Genomic DNA, 18,771 nt, shown 5'->3' on the forward strand with positions numbered 1-18,771 from the left:
CCACCGCGTGGTTCAGACGCGGACCTCGAGGCCAGCGGTCTGCATCGCTCCCTTGACCTCGTGGATGGAGAGCTTGCCGAAGTGGAAGACGCTGGCCGCCAGGACTGCGTCGGCTCCGGCCTGCGCGGCGGCGACGAAGTCGTCGGTGGTGCTGGCGCCGCCGCTCGCGATGAGAGGCACACCGACCTCGCGGCGGACGAGGGACAGCATCTCGAGGTCGTAGCCGCCGTAGGTGCCGTCAGCATCCATGGAGTTGAGAAGGATCTCCCCCGCACCGAGCTCCGCCGCCTGGACAGCCCATCGAAGAGCGTCGATCCCCGTGCCGCGTCGGCCACCGTGCGTCGTCACCTCGAAGCCCGACTCCGTGCGCGTGTCTCCGGTGACACGACGCGCATCGATGGACAGCACGAGGACCTGGCTGCCGAAACGATCGGCGATCTCAGCGAGCAGCTCCGGGCGCGCGATGGCCGCCGTGTTGACCCCGACCTTGTCCGCCCCAGCGCGCAGCAGGCGATCGACGTCGTCCGCGCTGCGCACACCGCCACCCACCGTCAACGGGATGAAGATCTCTTCTGCGGTCCGGCGCACCACGTCGTACGTCGTCTCCCGGTCCCCCGATGATGCCGAGACATCGAGGAACGTCAGTTCGTCGGCGCCGCCGGCATCGTAGGTCCGCGCGAGCTCGACAGGGTCGCCTGCGTCGCGGAGGTTCTCGAAGTTGACGCCCTTGACGACGCGGCCAGCATCGACGTCGAGGCACGGGATCACACGGACTGAGACTGACATCGACTTCTGCTTCCTCGCGGGGGCGCACGCCCGTGGTTCTGCACGAAGACTACGGGGGCGTCGTCTGTCGGCGGCGAAGGTCTCACCGCCGAGGTCGTACCTATGCTGCCGGTGAGGCCGCCAGGATGTCGACCACATACACGAGCGTCTCGGCGGACAGGTCGTTCCCGCTCGGCCCGAAACCCAGCCCGGGAGGGATCACGAGCATCACCTGGCTCCCGATCGGAAGATCGACCAGGCCCTCGTCGAACCCCTCGATGAGCTGGTCCTCACCCAACGTGACCGTCTCCGGCAGGAGGTCAGCGCCCCACGTGGTGTCGAAGAGCTCACTGTTCGACCACTTCACCGCGACGAACTGGATCATGACCTTCTGACCTGCGGTGATCTGCGCTCCCGTCCCACGGATGAGCTGCTGCACCACCGGGCTGGTCGGCGGGACGGCTTCCGCGGCCACGCTGACCGTGGGCACCCCGTTCGCGTCGTACTCGACGGTCGGCAGCCCGTCGGCCGGCGCTCTCGCCTCGCCGACCGCGCGAGACGAGAGGATGTCGATGCTCATGACCAGCGGGACGTCGTCAGTCTCGACGACGTGCAGGATCCGTGTGCCGATGGTCTGCCCGCTGATGACGGTGTAGAGATCGCTGCCGATCGATTCCGGGCTCAGCAGGTAGGGCTTCGGCAACGAGGCGAAGTCGTCTCGGACCACCGTCGCGTCCGTCGCGTTCTCGGAGTAGATCTTCAGGAGGACCGGCTGGTTGTCGACGACCGGCTCGCCGTCCCCCGTCCACACGACCTCGGTCAGCGGCGTCTCGACGAGGAGCGGGGCCGTGTACGTGAAGACTGGGGCCTGCCCACCGGTCCCGGAGATGTCCACGACCGGCGCGGGCGCGACCGTGGGCGTCGGGACAGGCTCCGGCGAGGGGCCGCACGCAGTCACCGCAAGACAGAGACCGAGCGAGAGGGCACCCAGTCCGGTTCTGACCGTTCGCATTCTCCAGTGGCGCATGGGGACACATCCTACCGACGCGCTGACGCGCTCGGCGCCGGGCGCTACATGCTCTCGATGAGGCGCTCCACACGCTCGTCGACGCTCTGGAACGGGTCCTTGCACAAGACCGTGCGCTGCGCCTGGTCGTTGAGCTTGAGGTGCACCCAGTCGACCGTGTAGTCGCGCTTGGCCTCCTGGGCCTTGCGGACGAAGTCGCCCCGAAGCTTCGCGCGCGTCGTCTGAGGCGGGACAGCCGTCGACTCGAGGACCTCGATGTCGCTCGCGACCCGTTCGACCATCCCGCGGGCCGCCAGCAGGTTGTAGAGCCCCTCGGTCCGCGAGATGTCGTGGTACGCGAGGTCGAGGCGCGCGATCCGCGGGTCGCCGAACTCGATCGAGTGCTTCTCCTGGTAGCGGCGGATGAGCCGGTGCTTGATGACCCAGTCGAGCTCGCGCTCGACCGGAGTCATGTCCCCCGCCTGGAACGCGAGAAGACCACGCTCCCAGAGGTCAAAGACCCTCTTGTCCGTCGCCGTCATCTCGCCGCTCGCCTCGACGAAGTCCCGGACCCGGACGAGATACTCCTGCTGCAGGTCGACCGCTGTCACCGTCCGGCCCGACGAGAGGACGATCGGCGCCTTGCCGGTCATGTCGTGGCTGATCTCACGGATCGCCCGGATCGGGTTCTCCAGAGCCATGTCCCGCATCGGGATGCCTGCCTCGATGACGCGCAGCACCATGTCCGTCGCGCCGACCTTGAGCATCGTCGTCGGCTCCGCCATTGAGGAGTCGCCCACGATGACGTGCAACCGGCGATAGAGCTCGGCATCAGCGTGCGGCTCGTCCCGGGTGTTGATGATGGGACGCGAGCGCGTGGTCGCGCTCGAGACCGCCTCCCAGATGTGGTCGGCTCGCTGCGACAGGCAGAACGTCGCACCCCGCGGTCCCGGCAGCACCTTGCCGGCGCCGGTGAGGATCTGTCGTGTGATGAGGAACGGGACGAGGATGTCCGCGAGCCGCGAGAAGTCGCCCTGGCGGCGCACGAGGTAGTTCTCGTGGCACCCGTAGGAGTTGCCTGCAGAGTCGGTGTTGTTCTTGAACAGGTGGATCGTGCCCGGGATGGACTCGAGCTCGAGCCGGTTCTGCGCATCGGCGACGAGGCCTTCGAGGATGCGCTCACCACCGCGGTCGTAGGCGATGAGCTGACGCACGTCGTCGCACTCCGCCGTCGCGTACTCGGGGTGGGACCCGACGTCGAGGTAGAGGCGCGAGCCGTTGCGCAGGAAGACGTTCGACGACCTGCCCCAGGCGACGACCTTGCGGAAGAGATATCGCGCGACCTCGTCGGGAGAGAGCCCGTGACCGTCCGGGGCGGCGCACGTCACGCCGTACTCCGTCTCGAGGCCGAAGATGCGGCGGGTACTCATGACTGCACTCCTTGCGCGCCGAGAAGATCATCGAGAGCCGTGCCCGCGAGACGTCTGAACGCTCGTCGCGGACGCTCGCGGTCGAGGACAGCGACCTCGAGGCTCGTCGACGTGATCTCGCGCGCCGGTGCGCCGTCGGCGCCCTCTGCGTCCGGTGTCGCCAGCACGTCACGGATCAGGGCGAGGACCTCCGGCAGCGAGAGGTCGGGGCGCCACCCGTCGCTGAGCACCTCACCGAGCTGTTCGGACTGTCCACCGATGACCACCGCACCGTGCTCGTCCGCGACCGAACCGTCATAGGACAACCGGTAGATCTGGTCTTGTGCGGCGCTCCGGCCGACCTCAGCGACGATGAGCTCGACCTCGAGCGGCTTCGACTCGGTCGTGAAGACCGTCCCCAGCGTCTGGGCGTACGCGTTCGCCAGCCCGCGCGCGCTGACGTCGGCACGGTCGTAGGAGTATCCGCGCAGGTCTGCGTACCGCACACCGGCCACGCGCAGGTTCTCGAACTCGTTGTACTTCCCGACGGCAGCGAACGCAATGCGGTCGTAGATCTCCGAGATCTTGTGCAAGGCCCGTGAGGGGTTCTCCGTCGCGAAAGCGATACCGCCGTCGTACCCGGCCACGACGACGGACCTGCCGCGGGCGATACCCTTGCGCGCGTAGTCCGCGCGGTCCTTCATGAGCTGTTCCGGCGAGACGTAGAACGGCATGTTCACAGCAGGTCACCCCCGTGACGCGGTGCGTGGCTCGCGCGAGCGATGCGTGACTGCTCGGTGCGCGCCGCGAGGATCGCGTCGACCGTCTCCTCGAGCTCGGCGTCCGGTACCTTGCGGAATCCGTCACGATCGATCGTCGCCACGACCGGCCAGATCTTGCGCACCGTGTCCGGCCCGCCGGTCGCCGAGTCGTCGTCCGCCGCGTCCACGAGCGACTCGACCACCACCCGCACCGCCCCTGCCGCGTCGAGGCCAGGGTGCCAGAGCTTCTTCAGCGCACCGCGGGCGAACACCGAACCAGAGCCCACGCTGTGGTGCTCGAGCTCCTCGTAACGGCCACCGGTGACGTCATAGGAGAAGATGCGGCCCACCTGGGCCGCCAGATCGTACCCGGCGAACAGCGGGACGACCGCCAGTCCTTGCATGGCGAGCGCGAGGTTGCCCCGGATCATCGTCGAGAGCCGGTTGGCCTTCCCGTCGAGAGAGAGGAGCGTGCCCTCGATCTTTTCGTAGTGCTCGAGCTCGAGCTGGAAGAGGCGCACGAGCTCGAGAGCGATGCCCGCCGACCCTGCGATGCCGACAGCGGAGTACTCGTCCGCTGCGAACACCTTCTCGATCTCGCGGTTGGCGATCATCGAGCCCATCGTCGCCCGGCGGTCCCCCGCCATGACGACACCGCCCTCGAAGGTCGCAGCGACGATCGTCGTGGCCCGCGGGCTCGCCGGGACGTCCCCCTGCGGCAGCGGACGCCCCCCAGGAAGCATCGACGGGGAATGTGACGCCAGAAAGTCGACGAACGACGACGTACCCGGCGTCGTGAACGATCGTGGGAGACGGCCCGACGGTTCGTCCGTCATATGGGCTACTGCCCGCCCTTCTGGACGAACCCACGGACGAAGGACTCGGCGTTCGTCTCGAGGACGTCGTCGATCTCGTCGAGGAGCGCATCGACCTCCGCGTCTCGCACCACCGGCGCGGTGGTCGCGGCGGGCACCGGCTCGATGTCGTCGGGCGTCCGATCCTGCGGAGAGTGCTGCTGGTGTTCCTGACCTGACATGTGCTCCTCCTACCATCCGCACGCAACGATGACCTGCTCCCATCTAACCTCATCGGTGCTCCGGGCGAGCATCTGTCCACAGGTTTCACGCAGCGATGCGCGCCTGTGGCACGGTCTGAGGCAGGATCAAGGACCATGACGACGACACGATCCGGCGGACCGGACCCGCAGCGGTTCGACCGGGCTCTCCTCACGGACGCCTCACGGTGTCCCGCGTGCGGCACGGCTCTCACCAGTCCCCGGTGCAGCGCGTGCGGTCTCGTCCTCGCCGGACCCGCCGGCGCAGCTCTCTGGGACGTCTCGCGCCGCGCTGCCGATCTCCTCGACCGACGGGACGCCCTGCTCACGACGATGCGGGACACCGGCACCGACGCCGAGACCGCGACGAGCCCCGACCCGCTCCTGCGTCCGGCAGACGTCAAGACCTCCTCGTCCCACCCCGTCCCGCTCGCCTCACCGACCCCGACGCCTCGTCCCGCTGCACCCGTCCTGCGGCAGGGCCCACCGCCTGTCTCACCGGTGGGCGTCCAGCCGGTCGTCTCACCGGTCGTGGGCAGATGGTCGCCGCAGGCGCCGACAGCGCCTCGTGCAAGCTGGCCGCTGCAGAACGTCCTCCTCGGGCTCGGTGCCCTCCTCCTCGCAGGTGCGAGCATCGTCTTCCTCGCGTTCACCTGGGGAGTGATGCCGCTGTCGCTCCGGGCAGCCGTCATCGCAGCCGTCACCGCTGCGGTCTTCGGGGCTGCGACGTTCACGAGCCGCAAGGGGCTCGCCTCCTCAGCCGACGCGATCGCCGCGCTCGGGTCGCTGCTCGTACTCCTCGACGCATGGGCCCTCCACGCGACCGGCCTCGTCCCGCAGCCGACCGGTGCAGCCTTCGCGTCGCTCGCGGCCCTCGGGTCTGCCGGAGTCCTCGTCACGCTCGGGATCGTCCTACGCCTTGCTGTCCCTCGCACGGTCGGCTGGCTGCTGCTGCCGGTCGCGCCGCTCCTCCTTGCTGCAGCAGCCCCCTCGGTCAGCACAGCAGCGCTGCTCGTCCTCGCCGCAGCCGCCACCTGCGGGGTCCAGCTCACCCGCCCGTTCGAGCGTCGGGTCGGACCCGTACTGAGGGTTCTCGCACTCGTCCTCCTGGTCGTCACGCTGCTCATGGCTGCCGGGGCGCTGGTCGTCGACGGTGCGCTCGCAGCTGCGAGCGTCTTCCTCGCCGTCGCCATGGTCTCCTACGCCTGGCAATGGTTCCTGCGACCGACGAGCGCAGTCTGGCCGGGAGTCGCCGGCGTCGCCCAGACGCTCGTGCTCGTGTGCGCCGCGCTCGCTCTCATGGGAGACGTCGTCACCGCACGAGCCCTGTGGGCGGTTCCGCTCGCTGCCCTCGTCGGTGCCGCGAGCGTGGGCCTCGCCCAACGCTCTCTGCCCGGCGCGTCGTCGAGCGCGAGCACGGCAGCCTGGTCGACGTTCTCCGTCATGACAGCGGCGCCCGTGCTCTCCTTGGTCACCATGACGGTCGCCACCCTCGCGACAGCCCGTCCCGTCTCTGCCGTCGATGCCCCCACGCTGTGGGCCGCCCTCACCGGTCTCGTCGTCTCGTTGGCTGGGTCCCTCGTGCACGCGGTCACCCGCGCCACACCTCCCGAGACATCGATCCCTCGGTCGTCCACCGGGTCGCCGCAGGTGCTGGTCGTCCCACCTCGGTGGTTCGCCGCTCTCCTGCTCGTCGGGGCTGCTCTGCTCCTGCCGTCGGCAGTGCTCGTCGTCGTGTACTGGCTGGTGCTGCCCACCGCACTCGTCGTCGCCGTCGCTCCACGCACGCCGCGCGACTGGCGGAATGTCATCCGTGGGACGTGCCTCACGGGCGTCGCCCTCGCGATCTTCCTGAGCACCGTCCTGGCGTCCGGTGTCTCGCTGTCCGTCACCGTGCGCGACGGACAGCTGCTCCTCGCGGCATCGTTCCTCGTCCTCATGGTCGTCCTCCTCGTCGCCCGCAGCTGGATCTCGCTCGCGACGACGCCCGAAGGACCAGGACCGGGCGAGCGGCAGCGCGCCAACCTCCTGCTGGCCGCACTCGTCGTCGGGGCAGCGGGGACCGGGACCGCGGTCGGCGCCGCGACGCGCGAGATCGCCGCTGTGTGGCCCAGCGCGTCGCTGCCTCTCCTCGTGCTGGCCCTCGGCCTCCTGCTCCTCGCCGACAGGACCGGCACCGCCGGCGCAGGCCACGTCAAGATCCTCTCCCGCACCATCACGTCGGTCGACGTGAGATCGGTCCTCGTCACGACCGCGGGCGTCTGCACGGTCACCATCGTCCTCACGGCATCGACCCCGGGCGGATGGTTGGTGAGCACCGCAGCCACGAACGCGCTTCCCGTGTGGATCGCGGCCCTCGCCCTGACGAACGCGATCCTGCTCGCGCTGATCAGCGGGCTGCTCGCACTCGATGACCGACGCCTCGTTCCCACCCGCGCCGTCGAGGTGTGCGCTGCAGCGACGCCTGCCCTGGCCGTGCACGCAGCGCTCTCCGTACGGGCCCTGAGCGGAGACCTCACGATCCAGTGGGAGATCATCTGTCTCGTCGTCGTCGCGTTCTTCCCGATCGTCGCGGCGACACGCGCCTCGGACCCGGCGCGGACCCGAACAGCCATGGAGGCGACCTCTGTCGTGCTCGGTCTCACGTCGCTGCTCGTCGTCGCCGCACGACAGCCTGCGAACGTCCTAGCCACCGCACTCGTCATCGCCGCGGTCGCGACCGCAGCATGGGCGTTCATGCCTGGGCGCGCACGAGCCGGCTGGTTCGCGCTCGTCCTCGCCGTCGGCGCGTCCTGGACCGCTCTCGCGTCAGGCGGGATCACGACGGTCGAGGCGTACTCGGTGCCCGGGGCAACCGTCCTCCTGGCCGTCGGCGCGTGGCACGTCCACCGCGGCGTGGCCACAGGCCGCGCCCAGCTCCTCGCGGGGACGACGATCCTCCTGGCTCCCACGACGTTGCTCGCACCGACGACACAGTGGCGGTCGCTCGCGATCGTCGCGGTGCTCGTGCTCCTCGCGGCAGGGGTGCTCGCCGCCGGTGGACCCAGAGCCGGCCGCCCGACCGCTCGAGCACGGCAGACAGGGCCTGGGCTCTCGACGTGGTTCCGGCTCATCGGGCTCGTCGTCGCGGTGGTCGGCGTCGCTGGGCGGGCCGTCGTCCTCGCTGCAGCATGGTCGACGGTCCACGGCTCCGGCGTCATGCTGTCGGGAGACCGCGCCCGCGCACTGCTCTCCGAGACGACCGCCCAGCCCGGCCTGTGGATCCCGCTCGGGGTGCTGGCTGTCCTGGGTTTCTCGCTGCTGCTCGGCGACGCATGGTCGTGGCGACCGCTCGACGGACCTCGAAGCTGGGCCGCGGGCCTCACCGCGCTCGTGCTCACCGTCCCGTTGTGGATCCTCGTCTCAGGAGACTCGTTCACCGACGTCGGTGCCACCTGGACGGTGGTGTCCCTGCTCGTGGTGTGGGGCGGGGTCGCGATCCTCGGCACACCTCCCGGGATGCCCCGGGTCGGCTCGCGGACCGAGTTCGTGCGCCGCTCCGTGCCCCCGCTCGTCGGTGTCTACGCGGTCGCGCTCGGCCTCGGGTACTCCAGCGTCCTGGCGACCGATCTCCTCTTCACGCTCGCAGGAGCCTTCGTCGCCGCGGTCACGGTCCGAGCGGCCGTCGTCGAGCCGACCGTGCCCACCTGGAGCACGACCAGCTACGGGATCGTCGCGACGCTCGCGCCTGTCACCATCGCGCTCATGAGCGAGCCGCAAGGCTGGCGAGTCGTGCTCGGTGTCCTCGGCGCCTGCGGCTGGCTGCTCGCTGGGCTCCGGCTGCGCTGGCAAGCACCCGTCGCGATCGGGGCAGCGGCCCTCGTCCTCCAGGTCGTCGTCCTCGCCGGGCCGCCTGCTCTCGCGGCACTCACGGGGATCCCAGGGTGGGTGGTGCTCGCGGCGACCGGCGCTCTCCTCCTCGCTCTCGGCCTCACGTACGAGCGCCAGATCACGACAGCACGCGCCACGTTGCGCCGCTACTCCGAGCTGCGCTAGGCCGCCCTGGCCGGTGGCGCTCAGGCCAGCAGCGCGGCGAGAAGCTCGCCGATGTCCGTCGTCGACTCGAAGAGCTGTCCCACGTGCTCCTGCGTCCCCCGCCAGGGATCCATCATCGGCACCCTCTGCAACGACGGTGCTCCAGGGACGTCGAAGACCACCGAGTCCCAGCTCGCAGCCGAGACCGCGGCACCGAAACGCGCCATGACCTCACCGCGGAAGTACGCCCGGGTGTCGTGCGGCGGGTGCGCGACGGCCCAGCCCACCTCGGTGTCGGTGACGAGACGTTCCACGGCTCCGGCCTCCACGAGGCGGTGGTAGATCCCGCGCTCCGGACGTACGTCCGACCACTGGAGGTCCATGGCAGCGAGGCGCGGGTGGTCCCACTCGAGCCCGTCGCGCGAGCGCAGTCCCTCGAGCAGCCGGAGTTTCGCCACCCACTCGACGTCCCGTGCGCAGGACGCGCGGTCCGTCCCGAGACGCTGCAGCACCGACTCCCACCGGTCGACGACCGTCTTCGTGTCGTCGTCCCACCCGTCCACGGCATCCAGCGCACGACGCACCGCTGCCACGTAGAGGTTCTGGAGCTCCAGAGCCGTGAGATGGCGGCCGTCCGCGAGCGCGAGGTGCGCGCCGAGGCCGAGGTCGCGGCTGACCACCTGGACCGCACCGACGGGGTCCGTCAGACGCAGCGCAGCCAGCTCGGCGCGCAGAGCCGGGACGGCCTCGAGGTGCTCGAGAGCCCACAGGACGAGGGACGTCGTCCCGAGCTTGAGGAACGTGGCTGGCTCGAAGAGGTTGGCGTCGCCGATGATGAGATGGAGGCGGCGCCACCGGGACCGGTCCGCGTGGGGCTCGTCACGGGTGTTGATGATCGGCCGACGCATCGTGGTCTCGAGCCCGACCTCGGCCTCCATGTAGTCGGCCCGCTGCGAGAGCTGGAACCCTGGCTCGGACCCGGTGGCGCCGAGACCGACGCGACCCGACCCCGCGAACACGTTCCGTGTGACGAGGAACGGGGTGAGGAGCTCGATGATGTCGGTGAACGGCACGTCGCGGTCGACGAGGAAGTTCTCGTGGGTCCCGTAGCTCGCGCCCTTGCCGTCGGTGTTGTTCTTGTAGAGCTGGACGTCGACGTTCATCGTCCCGGCGACCTCGCGCGCTGCGGTGAGCATGACGCGCTCCCCTGCCACGTCCCAGCGGACGGCGTCGAGCGGGTTGCTCACCTCGGGCGAGGCGTACTCCGGGTGGGCGTGGTCGACGTACAGGCGTGCGCCGTTGGTGAGGATCGCGTTCGCCGAGCTCGGGTCGTCGTACTCCTCGGTGGTGGGCCGGTCGATGCTCTCGAGGCGTGCGCTGCCGATCGTCTCTCCGGTGACGGGACCTGCTGGCGCCGGCCGCGCCGGGTCGTCGGTGAGCATCGACGGGTGGGCCGACGCCCGCTGGAGGTGGAATCCTCGTGCATCGAGGAGCGGGTCTTCGTCGATGTAGTCCCACCGGGTCCGGCCTCGCGCGGTCGAGCTGATCGCCCGGTATGCCATGACGACCTGGCTCGACATGAGCATCGGGTTCGCCCTCGGGTTCCCCCGCTGGAGCACGCCGTACTCTGTCTCGATCCCCATCACGCGTCGCACAGTCACAGGTCAACCGTAGTGCCCTGCACCGACCTGTCCGCAACGGCGCGCGACGCGGCCCCGCGCGTCAGAGGTACTGGCCGGTGTTCGTCACGGTGTCGATGGTGCGGCCCGACGTGCTCTTTCCCTTGCCGGTCTTGTTCTGGACGATTGTTCGGATGAAGACGATCCGTTCGCCCTTCTTGCCGGAGATCCGCGCCCAGTCGTCAGGGTTGGTCGTGTTGGGCAGGTCCTCGTTCTCCTTGAACTCGTCCAGGCACGCGGTGATGAGGTGCTCGACCCGGATCCCTCGCTGACCGGTGGACAGGAAGTCCTTGATCGCTGACTTCTTTGCACGGTCGACGATGTTCTGGATCATCGCGCCCGAGCTGAAGTCCTTGAAGTACAGGGTCTCCTTGTCACCGGACGCGTAGGTGACCTCGAGGAACTGGTTCTCTTCGCTGTCGAGGTACATCCGCTCGACCACGCGCTGGATCATCGCCGTGAAGGCGGCGGCCGCGTCGCCGTCGTGCTCAGCGAGGTCGCTTGCATGGATCGGAAGGTCGGCGGTGAGGTACTTGCCGAAGATCTCGCGTGCGCCCTCGGCGTCGGGGCGCTCGATCTTGATCTTCACGTCGAGCCGACCTGGACGCAAGATGGCGGGGTCGATCATGTCCTCGCGGTTGGAGGCACCGATGACGATGACGTTCTCGAGGCGCTCGACCCCGTCGATCTCGCTGAGCAGCTGCGGGACGATCGTCGTCTCGACGTCGGAGGAGAGGCCCGTCCCGCGGGTGCGGAAGAGCGACTCCATCTCGTCGAAGAACACGACGACGGGGCTCCCCTGCGACGCCTTCTCTCGAGCGCGGGCGAAGATGAGCCGGATGTGGCGCTCGGTCTCGCCGACGTACTTGTTGAGGAGCTCTGGTCCCTTGATGTTGAGGAAATAGCTCTTCGACTGGGCCGAGGTCTCGACGATCGAGCTGGTCTCTCCGCCGTCGAGGGTGGCCTTCTCGGCGGCACGACGGTCGACCGCCGCAGCGAGCGAGTGGGCGACGGCCTTGGCGATGAGCGTCTTGCCACACCCGGGAGGTCCGTAGAGAAGGATCCCCTTCGGTGGGCGCAGGCCGTGCTCCCGGAAGAGGTCCGGGTGGTTGAAGGGAAGCTCGACCGCGTCGCGGATCTGTTCGATCTGCGGGCCGAGGCCACCGATGTCCGAGTAGTCGATGTCCGGCACCTCCTCGAGCACGAGGTCCTCGACCTCTGCAGTGGGGATGCGTTCGAAGACAAACCCTGACCGTGAGTCGAGCGTCAGTGCGTCGCCGACCCGCAGCGGACCGTCGACGAGCGCGCCCGCGAGCCGGACCACCCGCTCGTCGTCGGTGCGTCCCACGACGAGCGCGCGACCGTCGTCGAGGAGCTCTTTCACGGTGACGAGCTCTCCGACCGTCTCGTAACCGCACGCGGCAACGACGGTCAGTGCCTCGTTGAGCTTGACCTCTTGACCGGGCCGGAGCGCGTCGAGGTCCACCGAGGGGCTCGCGCCGACGTGCATCTTGCGACCGGCGGACATGATGTCGACCGTGCCGTCCTCGTGCGCGCCGAGGAAGACCGCGTACGTGCCGGGGGGCTTGGCGAGGTCGTCGATCTGCTGCTGCAGCTCGACGAGCTTCCCGCGGGCGTCCCCGAGGACCTGGACGAGGCGCTCGTTCTGGGCGGACAACGTGGCGATACGCCGGGCCTGTTCGTCGCGGTCCCCTCGGGACGACGTCGCTGACATGTCACTCATCTGGGTGCACCTCTTCCGCTGTCAGAGCATCGCCCCGTCGGCTACCGGAGCATCGACCTTGTCATACATCCTCGTCTGCTGGGCCGCTGTCTGCACCCATCTCGGGTGTCGGTCCGGTCACAACCGAGGCGTCGAGCGCCTGGCCGACGTCCCTGCGGACGCGGCGCACCTTCTTGTCCGAGACGGCTCGCTCGCCGAGCTCCTCGGGGCTCCAGTCTCCGTCGACCGGGTACGCGCCCTTCGAGGGCCTGCGCCGGCGCACCGGCGCGTCGATCCCGTCGGCCATCCGGCGGCTCTTGAGGAGAAACCCGGTGTGCCCCACCATCCGGTGCTCCGGTCGCACCGCGAGCCCCTCGATGTGCCAGCCACGGATCATCGTCTCCCAGGCCTCAGGCTCGGTGAAGCGACCGTCGGCACGCAGCTCCTCTCCGAGGCGCGAGAGCTGCGTCGTCGTCGCGACGTAGCAGATGAGCACACCGCCCGGGGCGAGCGCGACGGCCGAGGCCTCGAGGTTCTCCCAGGGAGCGAGCATGTCGAGGACGATCCGGTCCACCGAGCCGGGGGCCGCGACCTCGGGCAGCACGTCCGAGAGATCACCGATGGACAGCTCCCACGCGGGGTGCGGACCTCCGAAGAAGAGCTCGACGTTGCCGCGCGCGATGTCGGCGAAGTCCTCGCGGCGCTCGATGGAGTGGAGAGACCCACCGTCCCCGACGGCCCGCAGGAGCGACATGGTCAGCGCGCCAGACCCGACACCCGCCTCGATGACCCGCGCGCCGGGAAAGATGTCTGCCATCGCGACGATCTGACCGGCGTCCTTCGGGTACACGACCGCCGCGCCGCGCGGCATCGAGAGCGTGTAGTCGCTGAGCAGCGGTCGCAGCGCGAGGTAGTCGATCCCCGAGGTCGTCGTGACGACGGACCCTTCGCTCGCCCCGATGATGTCGTCGTGCTGGAAGTAGCCGCGGTGCGTGTGGAAGGCCGCACCCGCGGCGAGCGTGATCGTGTGGAGCCGCCCGCGAGGATCGGTGAGCTGGACCCGGTCGCCCGCGCGGAACGGGCCGCGCCGCATGGCGGCGCCCGTGGGGTCGACCGGTTCGCGCGAGGCCCCGTCCTCGACCTGCCCGGCAGGCAGGTGCGGTGCAGGTACGGCGTCGAGCGGGGCGGGTGGCGCGGTGTTCACATCGTCAGTCACAACGGGTCAGTCTAGGTGCATCGCTCGCGCGACGTCCGTCACGGACAGCAGCCCGACGACCTGGGAGCCCTGCGTCACGACGAGGACGTTCGTGTGGCGAGCCGCCCGGACCACTGCTGAGTGGAGACCGATCCCGCGCAGATCGACGTCGACGATCGATCCCGGCGGGAGCCCGACACCGACCGACCACGCGGGCGTCGTCGAGGCGACGTCGGAGGGGACGCCCGCGAGCGCACCGTCGTCCACGTATCCCACAGGGTGCCCGTCCGCGGTCAGGACGCACGCGGTCAGGCCTGCTCCCTGATCCGTCAGGAGCGCAGCGCGGACGTCCGCGACGGTTCCCCGCGCATCGACCGCGACGGCAGGGCGCCCCAGGACCCGCGGGTCCAAGGCCTCGGCGAGCGCACGCGTCCGGCTCGCGCTCAGTGCCTGCGACGCCGCGGACCACATGAACGACCCGATGAAGGCGGCCCAGACGACCATGAGGAGGTTGACGTCCTGACCGCGCAGGGAAGGGACGGCGATCGCCGCGACGACGACCAGGACGGCGATGACCCGGCCCGTCCAGGCAGCGACGGTCGTGCCGGCGAACCGAGACCCGGTCGCGCCCCACACGACGGCCTCGACGACCTGGCCGCCGTCGAGCGGAAGCCCTGGCAGAAGGTTGAACACCCCGACGGCTGCGTTCGCGTAGGCGGTCACGTACAGCAGCAGCGCGACGAGCCCGGAACCGTCCTGAGCCGTGTAGCCCCACCACGCCACGAGCGCGATCGAGAGGTTCGTCAACGGACCCACGACAGCGACGAGCCCGCTCGTGAACGGGGTCGAGCCCGTGTCCGTGAACGCCGTGTGCCCACCCCAGAGCGTGAGCGCCAGCTCCCGGACCTGCATACCCCGTGCTCGCGCGACGAGCGCGTGCGCCAGCTCGTGGAGGAAGACGGAGACCATGAGCAGCGCGACGACGACGAACGCACCGACGAGCGCCATCGAGCCGAGCGACGGCGCCATCGAGCGCACGGTCGGCAGGAACAGGACGGTGAGGACCGCCACCATGACGAGCGCCGACGGCTGGAGGACCACCGGTGCTCCAGCGACGCGTCCGACGACCCACCTCGTGCGTTTGTCCACAGCCGCCACCCTACGGTGCCCGGGCTGTGGGCGGCACACCCTACGCTCGAGCCATGCCCGCCTCATCGTCTGACGCCACCGCACCCGCTCCCCCGCAGTCCGACGTCCCGCTGCCCGTTCCCGTCCGCAGGCCGGGTCTCTCGCCCTCCCGCGCCAACGACTTCACACAGTGCCCGCTCCTGTTCCGGTTCCGTGTCGTCGACAAGCTGCCCGAGCCACCGAGCACGGCTGCGGTGCGCGGCACGCTGGTCCACTCGGTCCTCGAGCGTCTCTACGACGCGCCGCTCGGCGAGCGTACGGTCGCCCACGCCCAGGGGCTGCTCCCCGGAGAGTGGTCGCGCCTGCAGGAAGCACGGCCCGAGTACGGAGAGCTCTTCGCGTCGACGGAGGAGTCGTCCGCGTGGCTCGCGAGCGCGGGGAAGCTCGTCGCCACCTACTTCACCTTGGAGGACCCGACGCGCCTCGAGCCGGAGGGGCGCGAGCTGTTCGTCGAGTCGCAGCTCGACGGCGGTCCGCTGCTGCGCGGGATCATCGACAGGATCGACGTGGCGCCCGACGGTGCGGTGCGGGTCGTGGACTACAAGTCGGGGAAGTCTCCGCGGGCAGGGTATGAGAGCTCTGCGGTCTTCCAGATGCGCTTCTACGGGCTCGTCGTGTGGCGCGAGCGCGGGACCGTGCCGAAGATGCTCCAGCTGGTCTATCTCGGCGACGGCAAGGTCTTGCGCAACGAACCGACCGAGGACGAGCTCGTCGCGACCGAGACCCGGGTGCGTGCGCTGTGGTCGAGCATCGAGCAGGCGGCTCGCTCCGGCGAGTGGCGCCCCCGTCGCACCCCGCTGTGCGGGTGGTGCGCCCATCAGAGCATCTGCCCCGAGTTCGGAGGCACCAGCCCGGCTGTGGACCCCGACGCCGTCGAGCGTGCGCTCGGGGTCAGGCCTGCGCAGGCAGCAGGTCGATGACCTCTCCCCGCACCACACGGTCGACGAGGTCAGGTGTGAAGTCGTGCAACGACGAGAGCCTGCTGAGCCGCGACGAGACGGGGAGCGGGACCATGACCTCGACGCCGACGGCGACGGCTCCGCACGCGAGCGCGGAGCCGACACCGGCCGGTGAGTCCTCGACGACGAGGCACTCCTCGATGGGGACCCCGAGCAGCTCCGCGGCCCGGAGGTACGGCTCAGGGTGCGGCTTGCCGTGCGTCACCTCGTCACCAGCGACCACGGCAGCGAAGGTGCCGGCGGGAGCCCGGGCGACGAACGAGTCCGCGAGGGACCGGTAGGACATCGTGACGAGCGCGCACGGGACGTCGTTCGCGCGCAACCAGGCGAGAGCCTCGGCCGCGCCCGGCTGCCAGGGCACGGCTCCTGCGACCTGCGCCGCCACCCGCGTGATGAGGAACGTGATGATCTCCTCGACCGACAGGTCGACTCCGTGCGCCTGGAGGATCAGTGCCGACGACCCGAGCGGGTTGCCGACCAGGCTGAGCGCGTCGTCGTGCGTCCACGAGCCGCCCCGCGACCGGACGAGCTCGTACTCGGCCGCCATCCAGTAGGGCTCAGAGTCGATGAGCGTGCCGTCCAGGTCCCACAGGACCGCGCGCGGGAGTGCCAGTGCGCGGTCGGGCTGATCGACCGCCAGGACCGCGGGATCGGCGGCTCCTTGCGGTCCGGTGGCGGCTGCAGGCGCGACGGAGTCGTCGAGGTGTGAGGGCATCGCGCCATCGTATCGGTCTGTCCGAACAGGCGGACAGAACCCGTCGCTCTAGGCTGGTGGGATGAACGCGCCACTCCCCACCCCTGAATCTCAGTCTTCGACCCCCGGCGCAGACGACCAGGACGCCATCATGCTTGCCGCGTTCGAGGGCTGGAACGACGCCGGCAGCGCGGCCAGCTCGGCGCTGCTGCACCTGAGCGACCTGTGGGACGCCGACCAGATCGACGAGCTCGACCCGGAGGACTATCACGACTTCCAGGTGAACCGGCCGATCGTCGCGACCGATGCGGCCGGCAACCGCGAGCTGACCTGGCCCACCACGACGATCTCTGTCGCGCACGGACCGACCACCGGGCGACGGATCGTCCTCGTCCACGGCATCGAGCCGTCCATGCGGTGGAAGAGCTATTGCACCGAGCTGCTGGAGATCGCACGCACGCTGGGGGTCTCGACGGTCGTCACGCTCGGCGCGCTCCTCGCGGACGTGCCCCACACCCGGCCGATCCCTGTCACCATCACGTCAGACGATCCCGCCGTCCAGTCGTTGCTCGAGGTCGAAGGCAGCACCTACGAAGGCCCGACCGGCATCGTCGGTGTCCTGCACCAGGCTGCGCAGACGTCCGGGTTCCACTCGCTGTCGGTCTGGGCGGCCGTCCCGCACTACGTGGCGCACCCGCCCTCGCCCAAGGCGACGGTCTCGATCCTCACCCGGCTCGAGGCGTTCCTCGGCGAGACGATCCCGCTCGGCGACCTCACAGAAGACGCCGAGGCATGGCAGCACGGGGTCGACGAGCTCGCCGCGGAGGACACCGAGATCGCCGAGTACGTCGAGCAGCTGGAGCAGGCCAAAGACACGGTGGAGCTGCCGGAAGCGAGCGGCGAAGCCATCGCTCGCGAGTTCGAGCAGTACCTCAGGCGCCGCGACAAGGGGTCATGACGGCCGGCGTGCGCGGCCTCGTCCCGTCGGTTCTTGTCCGGGCTGGCGGGCGGTGGCTCGCACCCGCTAGAGCCGCACCCCGAGCAGAGCGTTGACGGCGCGGGCGACGACCCCAGGAGCGCCGACGAATGCCTCGGACTCGCCCGCCAGGGAGCGCTCAGCCCACGCGTCGACCGCGGCGAGCGCGGCAGGTGCGTCGAGGTCGTTCGCGAGGGCGGCGCGGATCGCTGCGAGCGTCGGCATCGCGTCGGGACCACCGTTCCCTGAGACGGCGGAACGCCACGTCTCGAACCGGCGCGCTCCCCCCGTGAGATCGGCGTCGGTCCACTCCCAGTCGCTGCGGTAGTGGTGCGCGAGCAGCGCGAGCCGGATCGCCATCGGTTCGACGCCGTCGGCACGCAACCGCGAGACGAAGACGAGGTTTCCGCGGGACTTGCTCATCTTCTCGCCCTCGTAGGCGACGAGACCCGCGTGGACGTGGGTCGTCGCGCCGACGCCGTGGGTGTCGCCGTCACCCAGGAGGCGGGCGTGCGAGGTGCTCATCTCGTGGTGCGGGAACTGCAGGTCAGAGCCTCCACCTTGGACGTCGAACGGGAGCCCGAGCGCTCCCCGGGCGATGACGGCGCACTCGATGTGCCATCCCGGACGGCCGGTCCCGAGAGACCCTCCGTCCCAGGTGGGCTCACCGATGCGTTCGCGGCGCCACAGGAGAGGGTCGAGCGCATGGTGCTTTCCCGGACGGTCGGGGTCGCCGCCACGCTCCCGGAAGAGGTCGACCATCGTCGCGTCGTCGTGGTGTGCGACCGTCCCGAAGGACGGGTCAGCCGTGACGTCCGCGTAGACGTCGCCCAGCTCGGGCGAGGTGCCACCCGCACCGGGCTCGAGCGGCACCCGGTACGCGGCCCCCTGGTCGATGAGGGCTTCGACTGCGCGCGCGACCGGCTCGACGGTCTCAACCGCACCGAGATAGACGTCGGGCGGGACGACGCCGAGCGCTGCCATGTCTTCGGCGAAGAGGGCGGTCTGGTCGACCGCCAGGTCCCGCCAGTCGATCCCGAGACTCGTGGCACGTTCGAGGAGCGGGTCGTCGACGTCCGTGACGTTGGAGGCGTAGGTCACGGCGAGACCGGCGTCGCGCCAGGCGCGGCCGAGGAGGTCGAACGCGACGTAGGTGGCGGCGTGGCCGAGGTGGGTCGCGTCGTACGGCGTGATCCCGCAGACGTAGAGCGTCGCTCGAGGTCCCGGAGCAGCGACGACGAGGCGGCCCGTCGAGCTGTCGTAGACGTGGACGCTGTCACCGCGACCGGGGAGAACAGGGATCTGAGGAGCGGGCCAGGTGAGCACCCACCAAGACTAGCCGCGATCT

At 69.9% G+C, this 18,771-nt stretch carries 15 protein-coding genes; 3 read left to right on the plus strand and 12 right to left on the minus strand.

The window, feature by feature from the left end:
* Positions 1 to 12: 12 nt before the first annotated feature.
* The 6 genes from hisF to ATL42_RS05830 form a co-directional block, all read right to left on the minus strand.
* The gene (gene hisF / locus ATL42_RS05805) at positions 13 to 786 is read right to left on the minus strand and encodes an imidazole glycerol phosphate synthase subunit HisF (RefSeq protein WP_098454534.1); all 774 of its coding nucleotides are present in this window, start codon (positions 784 to 786) and stop codon (positions 13 to 15) included.
* Between the two features lie 100 nt (positions 787 to 886).
* Complete coding sequence (locus tag ATL42_RS05810) at positions 887 to 1,723, minus strand: FKBP-type peptidyl-prolyl cis-trans isomerase (protein ID WP_169925347.1); 837 nt, start codon at positions 1,721 to 1,723, stop codon at positions 887 to 889.
* 113 nt (positions 1,724 to 1,836) lie between these two features.
* On the minus strand, positions 1,837 to 3,201 hold the full coding sequence (gene pafA / locus ATL42_RS05815) for a Pup--protein ligase (RefSeq protein ID WP_098454536.1): 1,365 nt from the start codon (positions 3,199 to 3,201) through the stop codon (positions 1,837 to 1,839).
* Entirely contained in the window at positions 3,198 to 3,920 is a 723-nt protein-coding gene (prcA, locus tag ATL42_RS05820) for a proteasome subunit alpha (RefSeq protein ID WP_098454537.1), read from the minus strand. Before prcA ends, pafA begins: the two co-directional genes overlap by 4 nt.
* Positions 3,917 to 4,777, minus strand: a complete 861-nt coding sequence (gene prcB, locus ATL42_RS05825; protein WP_098454538.1) for a proteasome subunit beta — start codon at positions 4,775 to 4,777, stop codon at positions 3,917 to 3,919. Before prcB ends, prcA begins: the two co-directional genes overlap by 4 nt.
* A 5-nt stretch (positions 4,778 to 4,782) precedes the next feature.
* Positions 4,783 to 4,977, minus strand: coding sequence for a ubiquitin-like protein Pup (locus tag ATL42_RS05830; protein WP_098454539.1), 195 nt, complete (start codon positions 4,975 to 4,977; stop codon positions 4,783 to 4,785).
* A 135-nt stretch (positions 4,978 to 5,112) separates the two neighbouring features.
* Here ATL42_RS05830 and ATL42_RS05835 point away from each other — a divergent pair, with 135 nt between their 5' ends.
* Positions 5,113 to 9,030, plus strand: a complete 3,918-nt coding sequence (locus ATL42_RS05835) for a zinc ribbon domain-containing protein (protein ID WP_098454540.1) — start codon at positions 5,113 to 5,115, stop codon at positions 9,028 to 9,030.
* Between the two features lie 20 nt (positions 9,031 to 9,050).
* Here the strand turns inward: ATL42_RS05835 and dop are convergent, their stop codons facing one another.
* From dop to ATL42_RS05855, 4 genes are all read right to left on the minus strand, one after another.
* Positions 9,051 to 10,652 (minus strand): depupylase/deamidase Dop, encoded by a 1,602-nt coding sequence (gene dop, locus ATL42_RS05840; protein ID WP_098454541.1) that lies wholly within the window; start codon positions 10,650 to 10,652, stop codon positions 9,051 to 9,053.
* 79 nt (positions 10,653 to 10,731) lie between these two features.
* Positions 10,732 to 12,432 (minus strand): proteasome ATPase, encoded by a 1,701-nt coding sequence (arc, locus tag ATL42_RS05845; protein WP_098454542.1) that lies wholly within the window; start codon positions 12,430 to 12,432, stop codon positions 10,732 to 10,734.
* Between the two features lie 61 nt (positions 12,433 to 12,493).
* Complete coding sequence (locus ATL42_RS05850; protein WP_211281857.1) at positions 12,494 to 13,504, minus strand: tRNA (adenine-N1)-methyltransferase; 1,011 nt, start codon at positions 13,502 to 13,504, stop codon at positions 12,494 to 12,496.
* Between the two features lie 129 nt (positions 13,505 to 13,633).
* A complete protein-coding gene (locus ATL42_RS05855) occupies positions 13,634 to 14,755 on the minus strand; it encodes a site-2 protease family protein (protein ID WP_169925348.1) in 1,122 nt (373 codons plus the stop codon).
* Positions 14,756 to 14,808: 53 nt separating this feature from the next.
* Between ATL42_RS05855 and ATL42_RS05860 the strand changes: the two genes are divergently transcribed.
* Positions 14,809 to 15,714, plus strand: a complete 906-nt coding sequence (locus ATL42_RS05860; RefSeq protein ID WP_098454545.1) for a RecB family exonuclease — start codon at positions 14,809 to 14,811, stop codon at positions 15,712 to 15,714.
* On the opposite strand, the gene ATL42_RS05865 is transcribed toward ATL42_RS05860, so the two are convergent.
* The gene (locus tag ATL42_RS05865; RefSeq protein WP_098454546.1) at positions 15,686 to 16,468 is read right to left on the minus strand and encodes an HAD family hydrolase; all 783 of its coding nucleotides are present in this window, start codon (positions 16,466 to 16,468) and stop codon (positions 15,686 to 15,688) included. The genes ATL42_RS05860 and ATL42_RS05865 overlap by 29 nt on opposite strands.
* A gap of 61 nt (positions 16,469 to 16,529) precedes the next feature.
* Between ATL42_RS05865 and ATL42_RS05870 the strand changes: the two genes are divergently transcribed.
* Entirely contained in the window at positions 16,530 to 17,405 is an 876-nt protein-coding gene (locus tag ATL42_RS05870; protein ID WP_098454547.1) for a PAC2 family protein, read from the plus strand.
* A 66-nt stretch (positions 17,406 to 17,471) separates the two neighbouring features.
* Here the strand turns inward: ATL42_RS05870 and mshC are convergent, their stop codons facing one another.
* Entirely contained in the window at positions 17,472 to 18,749 is a 1,278-nt protein-coding gene (gene mshC, locus ATL42_RS05875) for a cysteine--1-D-myo-inosityl 2-amino-2-deoxy-alpha-D-glucopyranoside ligase (protein WP_098454548.1), read from the minus strand.
* Between the last annotated feature and the right edge of the window lie 22 nt (positions 18,750 to 18,771).

The sequence above is a fragment of the Sanguibacter antarcticus genome, from assembly GCF_002564005.1.
In the GTDB taxonomy this organism is placed as follows: domain Bacteria; phylum Actinomycetota; class Actinomycetes; order Actinomycetales; family Cellulomonadaceae; genus Sanguibacter; species Sanguibacter antarcticus.

Excerpts from the sequence above, each read along its gene's own strand:
- arc (WP_098454542.1), bottom strand. The coding sequence starts at position 12,432 with ATGAGTGACATGTCAGCGACGTCGTCCCGAGGGGACCGCGACGAACAG.
- ATL42_RS05860 (WP_098454545.1), top strand. The coding sequence starts at position 14,809 with ATGCCCGCCTCATCGTCTGACGCCACCGCACCCGCTCCCCCGCAGTCC.
- ATL42_RS05850 (WP_211281857.1), bottom strand. The coding sequence starts at position 13,504 with ATGCGGCGCGGCCCGTTCCGCGCGGGCGACCGGGTCCAGCTCACCGAT.
- ATL42_RS05830 (WP_098454539.1), bottom strand. The coding sequence starts at position 4,977 with ATGTCAGGTCAGGAACACCAGCAGCACTCTCCGCAGGATCGGACGCCC.
- prcB (WP_098454538.1), bottom strand. The coding sequence starts at position 4,777 with ATGACGGACGAACCGTCGGGCCGTCTCCCACGATCGTTCACGACGCCG.
- ATL42_RS05835 (WP_098454540.1), top strand. The coding sequence starts at position 5,113 with ATGACGACGACACGATCCGGCGGACCGGACCCGCAGCGGTTCGACCGG.
- hisF (WP_098454534.1), bottom strand. The coding sequence starts at position 786 with ATGTCAGTCTCAGTCCGTGTGATCCCGTGCCTCGACGTCGATGCTGGC.
- ATL42_RS05870 (WP_098454547.1), top strand. The coding sequence starts at position 16,530 with ATGAACGCGCCACTCCCCACCCCTGAATCTCAGTCTTCGACCCCCGGC.
- pafA (WP_098454536.1), bottom strand. The coding sequence starts at position 3,201 with ATGAGTACCCGCCGCATCTTCGGCCTCGAGACGGAGTACGGCGTGACG.
- dop (WP_098454541.1), bottom strand. The coding sequence starts at position 10,652 with ATGGGGATCGAGACAGAGTACGGCGTGCTCCAGCGGGGGAACCCGAGG.
- ATL42_RS05865 (WP_098454546.1), bottom strand. The coding sequence starts at position 16,468 with ATGCCCTCACACCTCGACGACTCCGTCGCGCCTGCAGCCGCCACCGGA.